12 protein-coding genes are annotated in these 17,051 nt (G+C 50.0%); 3 read left to right on the top strand and 9 right to left on the bottom strand.

Annotated elements, in window-relative coordinates; all coding sequences use genetic code 11:
- Positions 1-4 precede the first annotated feature (4 nt).
- Both Pan241w_RS09645 and Pan241w_RS09640 read left to right on the top strand, forming a co-directional pair.
- Positions 5-685, top strand: coding sequence for a hypothetical protein (locus tag Pan241w_RS09645; protein ID WP_145214345.1), 681 nt, complete (start codon positions 5-7; stop codon positions 683-685).
- 56 nt (positions 686-741) lie between these two features.
- Positions 742-1,524, top strand: coding sequence for a hypothetical protein (locus tag Pan241w_RS09640; RefSeq protein ID WP_145214342.1), 783 nt, complete (start codon positions 742-744; stop codon positions 1,522-1,524).
- A gap of 25 nt (positions 1,525-1,549) precedes the next feature.
- Here the strand turns inward: Pan241w_RS09640 and Pan241w_RS09635 are convergent, their stop codons facing one another.
- The gene (locus Pan241w_RS09635; RefSeq protein ID WP_145214339.1) at positions 1,550-1,813 is read right to left on the bottom strand and encodes a hypothetical protein; all 264 of its coding nucleotides are present in this window, start codon (positions 1,811-1,813) and stop codon (positions 1,550-1,552) included.
- A 289-nt stretch (positions 1,814-2,102) separates the two neighbouring features.
- On the opposite strand from Pan241w_RS09635, the gene Pan241w_RS29700 reads away from it, so the two are divergent.
- Positions 2,103-2,966: a GIY-YIG nuclease family protein gene (locus Pan241w_RS29700; RefSeq protein WP_232107401.1), complete on the top strand. Its 864-nt coding sequence runs from the start codon at positions 2,103-2,105 to the stop codon at positions 2,964-2,966.
- Between the two features lie 8 nt (positions 2,967-2,974).
- Here the strand turns inward: Pan241w_RS29700 and Pan241w_RS09625 are convergent, their stop codons facing one another.
- The 8 genes from Pan241w_RS09625 to Pan241w_RS09590 all read right to left on the bottom strand — a co-directional run bounded on the left by Pan241w_RS09625 (position 2,975) and on the right by Pan241w_RS09590 (position 16,514).
- The gene (locus tag Pan241w_RS09625) at positions 2,975-6,910 is read right to left on the bottom strand and encodes a hypothetical protein (protein ID WP_145214336.1); all 3,936 of its coding nucleotides are present in this window, start codon (positions 6,908-6,910) and stop codon (positions 2,975-2,977) included.
- Positions 6,911-6,993: 83 nt separating this feature from the next.
- Complete coding sequence (locus Pan241w_RS09620; RefSeq protein ID WP_145214333.1) at positions 6,994-7,719, bottom strand: hypothetical protein; 726 nt, start codon at positions 7,717-7,719, stop codon at positions 6,994-6,996.
- A gap of 75 nt (positions 7,720-7,794) precedes the next feature.
- Entirely contained in the window at positions 7,795-8,832 is a 1,038-nt protein-coding gene (locus Pan241w_RS09615; RefSeq protein ID WP_145214331.1) for a vWA domain-containing protein, read from the bottom strand.
- Entirely contained in the window at positions 8,826-9,746 is a 921-nt protein-coding gene (locus Pan241w_RS09610; protein WP_145214328.1) for a vWA domain-containing protein, read from the bottom strand. Before Pan241w_RS09610 ends, Pan241w_RS09615 begins: the two co-directional genes overlap by 7 nt.
- Positions 9,747-9,853: 107 nt before the next feature.
- Positions 9,854-10,714 (bottom strand): hypothetical protein, encoded by an 861-nt coding sequence (locus Pan241w_RS09605; RefSeq protein WP_145214325.1) that lies wholly within the window; start codon positions 10,712-10,714, stop codon positions 9,854-9,856.
- Positions 10,714-11,574, bottom strand: a complete 861-nt coding sequence (locus Pan241w_RS09600) for a DUF58 domain-containing protein (protein ID WP_145214322.1) — start codon at positions 11,572-11,574, stop codon at positions 10,714-10,716. The genes Pan241w_RS09605 and Pan241w_RS09600 overlap by 1 nt, the downstream gene beginning before the upstream one ends.
- 54 nt (positions 11,575-11,628) lie before the next feature.
- A complete protein-coding gene (locus tag Pan241w_RS09595) occupies positions 11,629-12,657 on the bottom strand; it encodes an AAA family ATPase (protein ID WP_145214319.1) in 1,029 nt (342 codons plus the stop codon).
- A 359-nt stretch (positions 12,658-13,016) separates the two neighbouring features.
- Positions 13,017-16,514, bottom strand: a complete 3,498-nt coding sequence (locus tag Pan241w_RS09590; RefSeq protein ID WP_198000436.1) for a tetratricopeptide repeat protein — start codon at positions 16,512-16,514, stop codon at positions 13,017-13,019.
- Positions 16,515-17,051: the final 537 nt, after the last annotated feature.

Genomic DNA, 17,051 nt, shown 5'->3' with positions numbered 1-17,051 from the left:
TATAATGGTCATTAAAAAAATTGATAAGAACTCGCTGTTGAGGCTCAGCTTTGTGTGCATGGCAGTGATTGTGACAGGCACCGCATTCAGTGAATTGTTTCCCAGGCGCGTTCCAACCCGAACGTGTGGAATTCCCTACAATTATGATTATGACACTCGTACCACCTCTGCCCGCAGCCGAGTGGAATTGACGGAACAGGTCGTGGTTGCAGTCGAAGAGTTTGATACTGAAACAAATCAGATCCGTACCAAAACGAAAACGAGATATTTCCATCGCTCAGACCAGCTCCCCTTGGTGATCCCTGCCGTGCTGACTGAAACCGATTTTCGCTTTCAGGAGACCGGAGAATGGAACTTGGCAGTCAATGCACATTTTAATCCCAGCCGTGGTGAGGCACTTACGGCGATTCAACAAGCGCTCGGAAATCAACCCAATTTTCAGCAATACCTCAAAGGCAGTCGCGTTCACGTGGCAATTCGCTGTTATGCACGAGATGAGAAAAATCTGCAACGAAAATCGTTACTGGCGGCACATAAATTCCCCTTGTTCTGGGTAAAAAGTGGAGAACCCGCTCCCCGACAGTTTACCAGCAACTGGGCCAAACCAACTCAGTTTGAAAGAAATCTTCAGGAATTTTACGACCGAATTAATCTAGTTGAAATGGAACTCTACTACGAGAAGTAAACTGCGAGAAATCATTCAACATGCGAAACGTTCTACAAAAGTTTGAGGAAAATTGGATGTTCCCAAAAACGAAATTCACCTGTATTCGAAAAACGAATTTGATTCATGCCGGAATCATCTGGATCGCCTTGTTTCAAATCAATGCGACGGCTCATGCAGAGAAGAAAGCGCCTGTGCCGGCGACCCAGGAAATCGATGTCATCCTGCCCGGCGTCAGTTCCGACGGCATCCCGGCGGTGCTTGTGGAATCTGATGGAGACAATTCAAAAATTGAAATTCCTCCCACTGTCCTGGTTCACCGATACTACTACACGGGAGACCGCAAGTTTCAAGGTCCTTACATTCCAGGCGGCCCTTCGATCGTGGTGGCAAATCATCCGAAAACGAAATGCCGAGTCTATGCTGATGTGCAATTGCTCCCCGGCGCTCCCGAAGTGCTGTACTCAAAAGACATGATTGAATATCGTTACGGAAAAAGTCGTATTCTCGTTTCGTTTCCCCATGATGGCGGAGCGAAAGTTTCGTACAAGAATCATCTCCCGATCGGAACCACGTTTAAAAATGCGACAGCCGGTACAGCCAAAGCGACCGTTGGCCTGATCAGTAAAACCGGTGTTCCCAAAACAACGTCCCGCGTTTTCAGAACCGTGGGCGGCTATACCTACGACGCCGGGAAATTTGTTGTCGGCAAGTCAAAACAACTGATCTCGAACACCCCGCTTTCAGGACTGCTCATCAAAGATGAAGCGGAACTGGAGTACAAAGAACGGAATCGAAAACTCGAAAGAGCAACTGAAAAAATCCTGAAAACAGGTGGCTCATTTCCAACGAACCAGTAATGATTCATTGAGCCTGTTTCAACTGCTAACCATTCATACTGAACCCATCGTATTTCCAATCCCGCATCTCAACACAAAATGCATGCCCCGCTTGATCCAGGTCATTTTCATACCAGATTTCCCATTTAAAGGGTGACACACCCAAATTCGAAAAGAAGATCTCTGTCAGCTTCATGTGTGAAAACACCTCTTCTGGTGAGGCTCCTTCATTCCGAGGATCAATTCCCTGAAACATCGTTTTTCCAAGTTGCATTTCTACTTCAGCAAAACGATCTCTCACTTGTCTCATGAAATCAAGCTGATCCCCGGGCGGGATGCCAGGAGCTCCGGGAATTGAAAACGGAACTGCTTTTCCAGAAGGTTGAAGCGTAAATTTTCCATTCCAATTCCCATCTCGATCTGAAATCATGACGCCTAGTTCAGGGTCAGAATACTCCTGGGGCTGAAAGCGATTAAAATATTTTGAAAAGAACCCCATTGGGTTGCCCTTGCATCAAACGTAAAAAAGTAAAGCTGCTTTCACATCGAAATTCATGTTTGGATTGATTCTCAATGGAATTCATCGCAAGATACCATAATTGCAGCCTAAAGTATCAGATGAAATCGGTAGTGACAAAATGATCTTTCGCCTTTCCCATAAACTCAACCAGAAAATTAAAACGGGAACACTGACTCTCCGACCCTTAAACCAGAATCCTTTTGCAGACTGGTCCTGTCGCCTGTTTACTGCCGATCGCCGCCAATATATCTTGCTGAGCAACACAAAGTCCCTTTATTCCTGCCTGATGACCGGCAAAGGAATCACTAACCAAAGACAGTTCACAGAATGTGCCTTGAACTGTATCCGGGACTTCACAGCCGCTGATACTCATCAACAGACATTCGAAAAATTCATTGCATCCGAAAGAGAATCCATTCAGTTTGCCAAAGCCTTGAATCATTCTGTCACCAGTTCGATGAATCTGCTGGTTGAATACGCACAAGATCTTTTAATTGAACAACAAATTCCTCTGCTGGAAGTCAGCTATGAACTGAATGATTACCTAACATCCGCCATTGTCGAAAAGAAATCGGATAGTTACTGCACGCCCAATGAAGCATTTCAAAGGATGCTTCATTTGCCAATCGATTTGAACGCTATGGGATTGGCAGAAGCCGAACTAAAAAATGACCGCTCGGCGGAGACTCCCACGGTCTGGTTTGTCTATATCCTCCGGTGTGCTGATCGTTCCTTATACACGGGCATCACGACAGACTTGACCCGCAGATGTCAGCAGCACAACACGGGAACGGGTGCCCGCTATACCCGCAGTCGTCTTCCCGTCAGCATTGAGTATCACGAAACACAAGCCAGCCGCAGCGCGGCTTTGAAACGCGAGTTGGAAATCAAAGCGATGTCACGAGCGGCAAAAGAAGCACTCATCAGTTCTAACAACCGCTAAACGAGGTATCAGTCTGCCTGGTTGACCCAGCGATGGACGACCTCGTTCAAATCGGGTTCTTCACCTTTCGGAGCTTCGAAGTAATAATGTTCCAGCCGGGAAATCGAGACTCCCAGTTCCTGTTTCCCTGCAGGACTTAAACCATTATTGCGTTCAATGTCTTTCAGAAGCCCCAGGACGGTAAACGGCGTAATGTGTTCCGGAACCTGGTAACGGGCCGCCGTCACGGTTTGCGGTTTTCGAGTACTCAATTTGAAAATAATCAGAATCAACAACAGAACGGCGACCACGCCCGTGATCGGCAGAATCCAGGATCGTTCCGGAGTGCCGTATTCCTGTTGCAACATGATTTCCGGTTCAACAGACACCAGATCCGCATCGTCGAAACGCTGGTAGGTGACTTCGTGTTCCTTCAGTTTCGGTAACCCAAACGAGAATGATTCCGGGTGCTTCGTCAGGTCCGGCCGGGCTTCCATCGAAACCATCCAGATGCGTTCTGAATTGACCGCGTTTTCTGGGCCTGTTTTATCAAACTGTGAAACGGAAACCCCTTCATTTTCAATCGAAGTGATCTCAAATTCTTTTGGTTTTAAATCCACAATCTGATCCAGATCGGGAATCAACCCGACCCCGGTCGCACGGACTTCCAGTTTGAGTTTTCCCTCTTTGGCTTCGCGTTCATCAAGGGTCTGTGTGATTTGCAGTTTCTTAAAAGGTCGCAGATCCCCCTGCTCCGGCGCGGCATCAATGGGTAGCGGCGGTGAACTGACCGGAATCACGGCATAGCCCGACGTATCCATGAAATCCATATCGAGGGTCAGGCTCGGAATCTTATCGACTTCTGGTCCTTTCGGCTTCAATAAGAGGTAGGCATAAGGCGTCACGCGCCAGCCATACTTTTCCGTTGCCCGGGAATGCACGTCTTCGCTCTGAAACGTAATCGAGCGAATTTCGAAATGTTCTTCCAATGCCAGTTTGGCTGCTTCCTCAAATTTATCGCGGTAGTTTTCCAAAGGACGACCATAATTATAGTAATAATAGCCTCCTTGATTCTGGTTTTGCAGATACTTGGCAAATCCACCCGACTCGCGCTCAATCTCTTTGGTATGACGCAGATTGACAAATAGACCAAACGGTTCGCCGTGCCCTACTACATCGGAACCATCAATCTCGGCTTCCAGCTTGATTTCGGTCACGAGGTCCTTGTAATAATCGTAGACCTTCTTGGCTTCCCGCGCCTGTTCATGGTCTCCCACAATCTCAAAACCGGCTTTGAGATAACGGAATTTGACACCGGGGTTCAGCGCACTAAGCCGCACAAACAGAGAATTTGCAAACTGATCCATGTGCCGTTTCGCAATTTCTCCAGGCAGTCCTTCAATCGCCTCGCGGATTAAAGGAAACTGCGTCGGATCTGATACGGAGGTATTCGAAATCTTGCCCAAGTCAGGTGCGCCCAGGCTGGCGTAGAACCAGGTTTCATAAACCGTCGATTCCTGTTTTTCCTCCTCGAGTGTCGTCACCTCGGCGGCATAAAGCTTCGCTGCCTTCTGAAATCCGTCCAGTGAAATCTGTCGTCGCTCGGAAAATTCTGTGGTACGGTTCAACTCCTGCTGAAATTCATTTGCATCATGATCCAGAGCCGCTTTGGCAAGCTGAACGGACCAGGACTTCGGATATTTCTGAATCGCTTTCCCCAGAACCTGTTGAGCGGTGGCATACCCTTGCAAGACTTCACGTTCAATGTCTTTCTGTTTGCGATTCGTTTTCGCCGCCTTCTGGGTCGCGGGTAAACGCCAGACTTTCCCCAGGTTTGTTCTCATCGTTTGAATCAGAGACGCCAGCGTATCGGGACTCAGTCCATCCACGGTTCCGTAGATTTTTTCAATCGCGTCCAGCTGATACACTTCTGCGGAACTATGCACCTGTGTGAACGCCTGCGTGATGAGTTTCTCATCAATCGGTTCGATGGGCAGTTCATTGATGCGTTGCAACCACTTTGCGAGTTCTTCCAGATTACGCACCTGTTTCGAACGTGTCAGCGGAATTCCCTGCGCACGCTGATTAAACCCCCACGAAAACATATAGATGCTGGTCCGCTGTCGTTCGGAATTAGGATTATGGTTTTTCGTCCAGACGCGTAAAAACTGCTCGACCTGAGACTTCGCCGCACGCGGATCAAGGGGCGCCAGCTTTTCAATATAGGGGAACGCTTCGTCTTCTTCTTCGACTTTCAGGTACAGTTGGGAGATAGTGGTCATGAATTGCAGATGCAGTGATGGCTCAATGAGTGCCATCCATTTCTCGTTTGGAATCAGTTCGAGAATTTTCCCCGTCTCAATCGCCCGGATTCGATTCGACCGCGACATTTGAGGTTGCATCGATATACTACTGGAATAATAGTAGTTTCCGTAATAATCCCGTTGCATCATCCGTCCCCGACTGGTGGAGTAATCATAGGTCTGAGAGGTTTGCGCTTCCCGTAACCAGTTGACTGCCATCATCTGTAAAGTCGGCTGCCACTCACTAGCCTGTTCGGGAGCTGCAGCCAGCAGGGCATCAACGGCGGTTTTCTGAAGCTCCAGACCCTTCAACCGAAACTGAGTGTTACTGGTCTGCGTCTGCAGTCCGGTGGCGACGGCGGAACCAATGGTCGAAAGAATTTCTTTGCCGCGTTCGGGACGCTTACTGAAACTTTCATTCAGCCAGGCTTGTCCTAATTCCTCTTTAATCCGTGGCGTCAATTCCACCGCACGCTTCAACGCTTCTTCCTTTTCAGACGGACTGATCTCACCAACTGCAAGGACTGCCTGCAGAGCCGTCCATGCGTTTTCCAGATGTTCGTTCCGCTTCTCATGCTGGGGAAGTGCAAGATAATACCGCGACAATAAATTGAGTGCTTCACGATCATCCTGTTTGATAGCCTCATCGAGACCAGGCAGAAACTCCGCCAGATACTGGGCCTGCCCGGAATCGGCCAGGAGTCGGGCGATCTGACGCTTCGTCAGCAAAGTTTTCTCGGAAGCTGCTTTCGACTTTTTTTCAGGCGTCGTTTGATGCATTTCCCGAAAGCGGTTCAGATACTCCTGAATGGAAAACCCGCTTTGCATCGAGATGCGAAACACGCCAGCCAACTGAGTGAATAAAGGATCTTTCTGTTTCAACGGCGCGGAGCTGTCAGAGCCTTCCGGCTTTTTTGACGCATCCTGCTTATCCGTGTCAACGTTCTCAGACGCCACTACCTGTAATAGTGCCGCCAGTTCAAAAAAATCGTCAACGGTGATGACATTCTTTTCCGCCAACTGTGGATAACGCGAACCGGAGGGCCGTACCGGATTCTGTAGTGACGTCAGCAGTTGCAGATAGAGTGCCTTCGACTCTTCTTTCGGGAGTGACTTGAAGAACACTTTGACTTGACTCCACTTTCCGAGTGTGACGTCCTGCTGTAGAGTTTTCAGTTGTTCTTCAAACGCTTTCAACTCGGCATCCAGCTTCTGCTGCAGTGCCTTTTTATCAGCTGCTTTCTGCTGTTCCGGAGTCAGAGGGCGCTCTGCAACGAGAGGTTGATCCGAGCTCGTGGACTTCTCTGAATTCGTTTCGGCTTTCTTCTCCGTGGGAGTGGCCCAGACTTTGATGATGGCCGATGAGCGTCGATCAAACTTTAACTTTTTAATCGCCGCCAGTCGCTTCTGCTGATGCGCTGTTTCCTGCGCATCAGCAGACGAAGCTTGTGCCGAGCTGGATGACGCACTGGAAGTTGACGTGCCCCTGACTGCTGCCTGGGCCGGCACCGCACTAGAGGGTGCCGCATACGCTGGTGACGGCACACTGATCACCTGCCCTGAGGAAGTGACGGCTCGCCCCTGGGCGGAACAGAGATTGGAATTCCCGACAACCAGGAATAGAGCGGATGTGATCGAAAGAGCGAAATGAAGTCGCTGCATCGCTAGTCACCTTTTTAGTACAGAATCAAATAAATAGAAGCATTCTCTTCGGGAGTAAAATCAACCAAAATCGACTGTGGCTCTTATGAACCTCGCTTGTCAGGCGGCGGACCAGAGCTTGCGCCCCGATGATCTTTGGGCTTTTTCTTCCCGCCTCCTTTTTTCTTGCTCTTTTTATTGCCGTTACAGACACCGTTGCAACAGCCCTTGCATTTACATTGCCTGGGAATCGGCATTCCCTGCAAGTCAGTCAGATCCAGATTGGCCAGTCGAATGACGGCTTCCAGATTTTCCTGCTGCTCTTTTAATTCGTCTGACTTTCCTGACTCAGCCGCGTTCTCTGCCAGCATACGATAATTTTGACGCGCTGATTCGATAATCGGTTCCCAACCTTCTTTGCCGACTCCCTCGAGCCGTAAGGTCCAGGTCACATAATATTCCGCATTGGCCATTGCGGAACGCGTCTCTTTGAGCAGTTCTGCATCGGGCTGGGGTTCTGCTTGAAGTTCGTCTAACAGGGCCTGCAGGTCGAGGTAGGCATCGGGAAGCTGCCCGTTCAACATCATGGCCTTATTCCGTTCCAGCCGTAATTTCTGTGCTTCTTTCACTCGATCGGCGGGAACCAGAGGCAGCGCATCGTTATAGAGCTGAACCGCCTGGTCCCAGTCTCCCTGCTTGCCTGCTGCTTGTGCAGCCTTGATCCTCTGATCCACGTCATCAAGCTTTAGCTGTGCCTGACCTGGTCCATAATGATAAGCTCCTAAAAAACAAGGAACCAATCCCCAGCAGAGTAGCAGCATGATTCTCATTGGACTTTCCTTCCTGCAATCAGATCCAATTGCGCGACAGTTAAATTACGTTTCCTGTTTCCGTTTTCCCGACGGTCATGAGGCCGACGGGTGTAATTGTTTTGAATTTTGGGAGCGGTCCGACATTCGACGGGACTTCTCCCTGTTGTTTCGACTCGTTAAGACACCAGGTTTCCAGCCGGTTCCCCAATGATGGAGCAACCAGGGCAAGAGTGCATAAATCAAAGCAGACAAGCCGCAGATCGCCAGAGCATATTCGCGACGGGTCAGTTTTTCGAACGGATTCTCTTCACCGCCGACTGCCAGTTGGTCAATCAGATCGGTACTGAGATGTTTTTCATTTCCGTTGTGATAGGTTCCGTTTAAGCGGATTGCCATCTGCCGCAATGTCGAGACATCCTGCCGTGAATGATGGCCGTTAATGAACGATCCCTTGAGTGAATCGCCGACACCAATCACAACGGTATTCGCGATCGAGACGGGCATTTTCGGCATGCCCACGCCGGGAACCGTATCTCCATCGCTGATCAATAAGAGCGTGGTACTGCGGGGATTCCATGGTTTTGATAATTCGCGGGCTTCTTTCAAGCCGGAAAACAGGTCGGTCTCGCCGGATACAAACGCATGATGCATTGGCAGGTCATTAAAAATGTTCCGAATCACTTCCAGATCTTTTGTTTCTTCGACAACCCGTTTGGCTGCGTTATAGACGGCGACCACACTGGTACGATAGCGATTCATATTGGCTCGCTGGAAAAATGAATTCATGATCACCGCCGCCCGCTTCATGCGAGATTGATCTTTCTCCGTGCCGGCATCTTCGAGCCGCATACTGGGAGAGACATCAAGCACAATCAGCAGATGCTTCATTTCATCATCCTCGATCGTTTCCGCCACATGAATTTTCGGGGGCAACAGCATTAAGGTCACCAGTCCCCAAGAGAGCGCTGTCAGCGTCAGCACGCGAAGCGCGGGAGCAAACCGGGCCCAGTGAGCGGGCTGCGCATCAGGACCGAACACCAGCGGCGCAATCCGCCTGACGCGCCGGGAATGGAGCTGTTCTGCTCCAATGGCAATCACCAACACAACAAGTGCCGCCAGTTCCGCTACCAAGGGGTGTACCTCAATCCGAATAAAGAAAGTGTGCTGCTGCCCAGCAGAATCAAACCAGCCAGACTATAGGGATAAAAATCATCCATCGATTCTGCCGCCGTCCGTTCCATCCGCGTTTCCTGCATTTTGTCGATATGTTGGAATACAGTTTCGAGTGCCGTTGGATTTTCCGGCTCAAAGACTTCGCCCCCTGTCAAACCGGTGATATTGACAACAGAGCCGGGAACCTCGCTGGAGGCGATATGAATCGCATAAACCACGATCCCGTCTTCTTTCAACTTCGCGGCAATTTCCAGATCCTGTCCGTTACTCAAATCGAAACTGTAGCCATCAGAAACGAGTACAATCATCCGGTCTCCTTCTTCACGTGAGATCAGAACCTCCCGACACGCGCGCAAGGCTTTCCCGATCGACGTGCCTCCCAGCCAGTATGGATGCCCGGGACTGGTTGGGTCCATAAATGGAGGCGCGCATTTGATGGCGGAAACATCGGTGGTCAGAGGCACCCAATGCAGTACTTCGTTGCCGAAAAATGTCAGTCCGAAGGCATCACCTTCACGATAATCAAGAAATTTATTGATCGCGGCCATCGATGCATCGTAGCGTGTGCCTTCTCCAAATGAAGACGTCATACTGCCGGAGACATCGACACAAAGTTCGATATTCGTGAGCACGCGTCTGGATTTCGGTGCACTCAACTGCTGAGGTCCTGCCAGAATCAGCACCACTACCGCCAGCAACAGTGCCGGTATTGACTGTGCAAAATTAACAGCCGTACCCCAGCCTCGTCCGCGCGATTGAGTACCATGGTCAAACGGCATCACGACACGCCCCCCTTCCCGCCGCCAGACCCAGGTCAGCAGCAAGATCGGAAAGATTAAAAACAGAAGTATCCAGGGGTGAGTGAAACTCATCGCGTCTGATGACCTGACATAAGAAAACCATGTTCCATTTTAATCATAACGGGGCAATCCCCCGGTCTCCTTTTCAATAGCAACTGTTAATTCCATCGGCTTCCCATTCAGGATGCCAGTGCCGCCAATTCCTCATCTAAAGCTTCCGCCGGTAGATGTTGATAGGGCTCCAGCATCTGAGCGACATTCACTTCCTGATTTGCATCCGGCTGATGCAGCAGAATTTCCAACTGCTGAAGCAACGGGCCGGCTTCTTTGTGTTGTTTCAATATTTGTGTGACCTCGGCAACGTCTGTCTGTTCCAGCTGCAACCGCTTACGCCAGAAGGCGACCAGCATCATCTCCAGTTCCGCCATTTGCGAATTGCTCAATTCTCCCGAAATCGCCTTCTCCACCATCGGCTGGAGTCGCTCCGATAAGGTGGGGGGAGGCTGCTGGTGTTCCTCTCCCTCTGCAGCAGTCTTCCGTCTGGCGAACACAATCAAGAACACTCCCACTCCCCACATGATGAAAATCAGCGTCATCCAGAATCGATATCCGCCAATCCGGGGAATGGAAACCGCATCAGGACTGTTCGGCTCGACCCGGTCCGCAGCCAGAATCGATTCCACCTGCACGGGAACAGCGGAGACTTCACCGAGAGGTGTCCCATCTTTGCGTTCCAGAAAATCGGCGAGATTATATTCACCCGGCTGCAAACCATAATATTCCAGTTCATACCGGAACATGTCCGGCCCGTGGGGATGCGTGCTGATGATTCGTAAAATAATCGGATCGCCGTCTACGATCTTTTTCACCTGCAGCTCTGAACCCGGCAGAATGACTTCTTCGATGCGTGCGGACATTCCGACCGAGGCCGTCGATTGACTCCCCGCGAATCCAGCTTGCGCGTAGACAAGGCAGAACGCGAGCCCAGCGAAAATACGCATCAGATCCAACAGGCGATTTCGTTTCTGTTTCCCGGGCATTAACGGCTCCCTCGTGAGAGAATATCGCGTGCCGAAAAGAACTGACGCAACTGAGGCACAAACGGCTCATCCGTCTCGATCAGCAGATGGTCAATGCCGCTCCGTTTCAACTGAAAATCGATCTGTTCCTGATCGAGCCAGTTCTGTCGCCCGTGGGTGACAAAATCAGCGCCTGTTTCTGCTTCCTGAGCCCGCATCAGCCCCGCGCCTTTCAAATGGACTTCTGCGGGATCGCGAAACTGAATGACCACTGTGTCATGAACTTGCGAAAGTTGTTTGAGAGCCGGCACGGCGCGCGGGTCATGTAGATCAGAGAGAACAATGATCAGCGCCCGGTTTTTCAGGCTCGGACTGAATTCAGCAACTCTCTGTCCCAACGTCGTCTGTTCGTCGTAGCGAAAGCGTCTTAAACGCACCAGCCACTGCATGACCTGATCTTTCGACAGGCTGGGGTGAATGCGAAAATCGGTTTCGCCGACTCCCAAGACGCCGACCGGACTGACTCGCTCCAGGCACGCGAATGCAAGTCCTCCCGCAATATGCAGAGCCAGCGCGTATTTACTTTTCGCAGTGGAACTGATCATCATCGAGGCGGACGTATCGATCAGCAGATAACAGGGGAGCCGCTTGGGAGTTTCGTACTCTTTGATATAAAGCTTCCCGGTGCGGGCGGTCACCCGCCAGTCGATGCTTTTGATCGGATCTCCTTCCTGGTAAGGCCGCGACTGAAAGAATTCGAGCCCCGAGCCGAGAAAAGGAGACCGGTCGGTTCCATAGCTCAAGCTGTCGGCCAGACGCTTCACCGCAATATAAAACTGCCGCGCATTCAGCGGATCAATCTGTTCCAGCAAGCCTTCCATGAATAACCTGTTTCAACTCGGAGAGAAATTGGTAAACGACTAAAAAAACACCGGCTAAGCCTCCCGGGAGATCGAGGAGGGCGTAGCGCCCAGATCACGCAGCATATCCTGCAGGACCGCCTGGCCGGTCAGACCGTCGGCCAATGCTTCGTAATTCAACCGGATGCGATGCAGAATGACGTCTTCCGCCAGCACAAATAGATCTTCGGGTATGACATAATTCCGACCATTGATCAACGCCCGCGCCCGTGAGGCTTTGATCAAGGCAATCCCGCCACGAGGACTGCAACCCAGTTCAATATTCGGATGATTTCTTGTCCGGTTAATGACCTCAATCACATGCTCCAGAAACGTATCGCTGACATGAATGTCATTCACTGCCTGCATACAACTCACCAGATCTTCCGACGAGCCAACCGGTTTGTGTTGCATCACATCAAATTCCGTATTCACAACCGCCCCCCGGTCTTCTTTACGAATGCCGAGTGCCATGTTGCGTTTCAAGACCTCACGTTCTTCGGAAGGCTCCGGATAATTCAAGCGATGACAGAGCATGAACCGGTCGAGCTGTGCTTCCGGCAGTTCGAAGGTACCGGCCTGTTCTACCGGATTCTGGGTCGCGATCACCAAGAACGGTGCGGGCAGGGACAGCGTCTCGTTCCCAATCGTCACTTTTCGCTCCTGCATTGCTTCAAGGAGTGCCCCCTGCACTTTCGGTGCAGCGCGGTTGATTTCATCCGCCAGTAACAGGTTGGTAAAGATCGGCCCGGTGCGGGTGACGAATTCATTCGACTTCTGATCCAGGATTTGTGATCCCAGAATATCCGATGGCAGCAGATCGATCGTAAACTGAATCCGGGAAAAATCGAGCTCAATCGATTTCGACAACACCGAAACCAGCAGCGTCTTGGCCAGCCCGGGCACCCCCTGCAATAGAATGTGGCCGCCTGTGAACAGGGAAATCAGTAAGCGTTCGACGACCTCATCCTGGCCAACCACCACAGTCGCGACCTGATCACGCACATCCTGAATAAAGCGGGTCTTTTCGAGAACTTCATCAGAGACGTCGTTGTGATCAGTCATGGAAGAATTCATCGTCATCCTTCGTTTCAGGCTATTTTTTATTGAAATGCTTACGCTGCAAGCGGAACTACGGTTCTATTGCATGAAGAGAAACAGTGTGCCCCTCAACAGTGATTGGAAAGGTGATTACGATCTAAACAATGGTTCTGTCGTATAAACAAGAGCACAGTGTATCTTAAAATCCCGAGTCACAGGCTGTCAACTACTTTCATCCGTTTTCATGACGTATCTCAAGTCCTGTCAGTTCCTCAAAAATGACAGCTGACTATGAAACAGGAAGAATCCGAAGGAGCGGATCAGGTTGCGAAAATTTCAACTGGCTATAGAAGATCTGATGTCTCAAGACCTGCGCAGGCTTCTTAAGAGCGTTTCTTCAAACGATAGGGCTTTCTCGTCACAAAGAGTTTTTCCCGTTTTTCTAATAGACGTTTGATTCGAAAATGCTTTTGGCTTTTGATGGCATCCCGATTGTATTGCTTCGCCTTATCAAACTGTTTGAGTTCCGCATAAGCAATTGCAATCAGAGCCAGATTAGTGGATTTCTGCTGAGGAAGTAACTTAGCCGCCTGTTGTGCATGCTGCAGAGCCTGCTTTCCGTCTCGAACCTGATCATCGGGGCTGGCGGCCAACAGCAAGGCTAATTTCTGATGCGCTAAAAACGATTCTGGATCTCGTTCTAACACCTGTCGATAATCTTCGACCGCCGCCTGATCTTGGCCCGTCGATTGATAGAACTTGCCGCGACTCATCCACAGTTCTGGTACTTGCGGCGTCAATTCCATCGCTTTCGCAAAATCCTGATCAGCCTGATCGCGTTTTTTCTGAGCAGCGTAATACTCGGCTCGTCGCAAATAAGGCAGGCTTGCCTCCGGAAAGAGCTGCACAGCACGATTCAAATTCACCAGTTCCAGTTCACGTTTTTTATAATACTGGTAAGCGTAGGCACCATCGACCAGTCGTAACATCTGATCGGTGTCCGCATCGAACATGTTTTCATGATACGGGTCTTTTTCGATCTTTAATTTAAGCAGCGTATAGGCGGCCATGCGGGACGTACTCAGAGTCTGCAACGGAGAGGCAGCGGCCAGCTTCAAATAACGGCTTCCCAGTTCAGTCTGTTTTTTCTGCAATAAAGCTTTGCCGATCAGGTAGAGATAGTTACTCCGCACCCTTTGATCAGGAAGTTCCTGCAGATACCAGTCAATCAACGTGGGAGACAGTTCCGGTGTGTTATCCTCGGTGAGAATCTGCTTGATCAACAAGATCTGATTGAGTTGAGGCAGATAATATTCTTTGCCGCGGGACTTATACTCAATTTCAATCGCCCTGCTCAGACTTTTATCTCGCTCCTGATTCAACCCCAGTTCATCCGCAATCAGCGCCGCCAGGACCGCGGGAAACGTTTCTCCCACATAATCATATTCTTCGCTGGCGTACTGCATGACTTCCAGCGCAGTCTTCAATTGATTTTCCAGATACAGGACAACAGCCACTGCTGACAACTGCTCATAAACCAATTGATCCGAGATCAAATGGCGATTGCTCGGTAGTGGAACCTTCGCATAATATTCCAGCGCCGGCTTGAGCGCTGTTCGATTCTGCTCGGGAGGTTCCAGCCCACGCGAACGGCACCAGGCATGAAAAATGTACCACTGCTGATAACGTTTTGACTCCCGTTGACGGATTTCTAATGCAGTATCCAGATCCCCCAGCAACTCATGGCAGAGCGCCTGCATCCGCATTGCCCAACCAGAATTACTTTTTGTTGCCCGCTCCGCATGAGGCAAAGCAGCCTCATAGTCTCCCTGACGAAGATAATATTCCGCCAGATCATGTTCCTGTCGACACCGCCGCATCAACGTATTCGGTATTCCCAGGGCTTCCTGGCGCAGCCTCAATTCCTGCTTGCTTTTATTCTGCAATTGGGCCAGTTGAATTAAAGGATAGATGGTTTCATATGAGGGATCACTACGATACATTCTCTTAAAAACCCATTCTGCGTGGGGATAATCAAAACGAACCAGGTACTGGCTTGCGATCGCATGAAGTAACAAATAAGAGTCTTCATATTTTTTCAGCAGATGCGGAATCCGGTCCTGATTCTGTTCAAACTTGAAACCGATCTCCCGCATGGCTGTATAAGGCGAATGAGGACTGACCGGGCGCAAATAAGGAACCCACGCCCCTTTTTGTACTTCTGGCAACGCGTAATCAATGGAGTAAGCCAGTTCCGAAATCACATGGCTGGCATTTTTGACATATTCCCTCCAGATCGACTCAAGCGGCTTGTCGATCAGATTCAGTTTCCGGTCGCGGAGGAAAATCGGATACGCGGCGGGCACGACATATTCGTCTGGTACAAAGCGTAATTCCTGGAACGCCTCGGTTGCGACACCGTTTTCCCAGGCAAAGCTTTCCAGGTACTTTTTGAACGGATGGTTCGGCACCGAAGTTAAAAATATCTGCAGAGGGACATCGGCTTTCACCCCTTGCATTTGACGCAGGCGGATCATGAGATCCGTCGCTTGCAGAAACGTCAGTTCTTTCATGCTGTTGGCGAACAGAGCCAGCGAAGGCTCTGTTTCCTGGTCCGGCTTCACCGCCTGGGTCAACAGGTCTGACACGATTTTATTACGGCTCTCGATCAGATTTTTTAATTGGCTCCCGGTTCGTTCCGGTAACATGCGAAGCGCGTTCTGCTCCTCGAAATATGAAAATGCGGAATTGATAAAACGAATATTTTCCGTCTCGATCATCTTTTCACTCTGGCGATAACCAATTGTTTTCGGCCTGGTGTAAAAGGCACGAGCCGAATCGGGAACTAGCTTCATAAAGGCATCGACGACCGCATTCTGTTCGGTTGTTGTTCCGTAATAGGTCGCTTGCAGCAGATTCAGATATCGCCACAGCAGTTCATTCTGCGATGCGAATTTGTTTCCTGAAAGTCGATCCGCATCATGCAGGCAATATGCTTCGATTATGGGCAGCCAGATTGGCCTGGGAGTCTGTTCTACTTCCGGGTCTGATAGTTTCTGAATGTCATCCAGCGCGTTCTGCTCCAGACCGACGAGAGTGCGCACCAATGCCCGATAGGAAAGTGCAAATACGGTTTGCGGGCATTTCTGGTGAAGACGTTCTGCATAGAGCAAGGCACGCGCCTTTGTTGCCAGCGGAATCAGACACCAGTACTGCTCCGTTAATGTTCCATACAGTGCGTAGCTCTGGGCCAGCAGCGCCAGTCGTTCCGGGTTCTCTCCCTCTTCGGCAATCGACTGATGTAGCTCATTCAACCGGCTGAACTGATCGCGGTAATTCAACTCGTTCGGCTTAATGAAAAGCGCATGCAATCGAGACAGTTCTGTCGAAGGTGCTTGTAGTTCCTGTGGTGCATAGCCCGCTTTTTGCAGGAGGTCCTTAAACCAGGTACGTGATAATTCTTCTGTGAAGGCAACAACTTCCGAGACCGGAGTCAGATTCGTCATCTTCAGCTTGCGTTTCTCAATCAGCGTCTCGGTGTCGCCTTCCTGTTTGAAGATCCGCACTTCAATTTTGCGCCTGCGATCCATCACAAGATGCACATTAAAAACCAGATCCCCTTTGGTATCCTTCCCAGGGATTTGATCTCCCAGAGAGACATCGCGCGTCCGGTAACCCAATTCATCGCGGGCTGCCACTAGAAACGCCTGTCGAAACAACTCTCTCGTCAGCAGGCTGGGTGCCCGGGTGTTGTACTGGCTATCGAACTTCTGAAAATCCAGGTAGACAAGCTTCCGTTGTGCCGGAGCGGGCTGTTTTTGACTTGCCTGTGTTGCTCGATCAGTGCCCCCGAATGAAACGAGAAACAGAAGCAGAAGCATTCGCAGACAGCGATCTCTCGATAGTATGACAAAACTCTGAATCGGGTCTCGCCCAAAGAAAACACGCGCGTGTTTATGAAAAAATAGCATTGGATCATCCCATGTCGAGGTCTTCTACTGAGTGCTTTGCAAGGCCCCAAAGTAGCGTACGCCAGTGCAGTAGTCAACTAACGAAATCCGGACCAGGTTCCCGAAAATCGAGTGGGGCTATTCCTTGCCCCCTCTTTGGTGGAAAGATCAAGCCGTTGCCATGACCACAAGCGTGTATTTATCCCTTTTTTGCAGAATACCAATTCTTATTATTTCTTAAGAAATTCACTGGAATTATATCCAGAACCTTGATACGTTTAAGTTCAATAGAATGTTTGTATAGATACCATACCCTAACTCTAACTCTGACAAGCTTCTGCGGATTTCAATCAATCCATCCTCTGTACGTTCTCTACCCATAGTTAACGCATCCACAAAACAAAACTGATCATACACAGTCTGGCTAAAGGTCTATTGCAACATGCTCCTGACGAACTGGCTTAGGTC

The sequence above is a fragment of the Gimesia alba genome, from assembly GCF_007744675.1.
Classification (GTDB): Bacteria; Planctomycetota; Planctomycetia; order Planctomycetales; family Planctomycetaceae; genus Gimesia; species Gimesia alba.
This window is presented reverse-complemented; position numbering and strand designations above follow the sequence as displayed.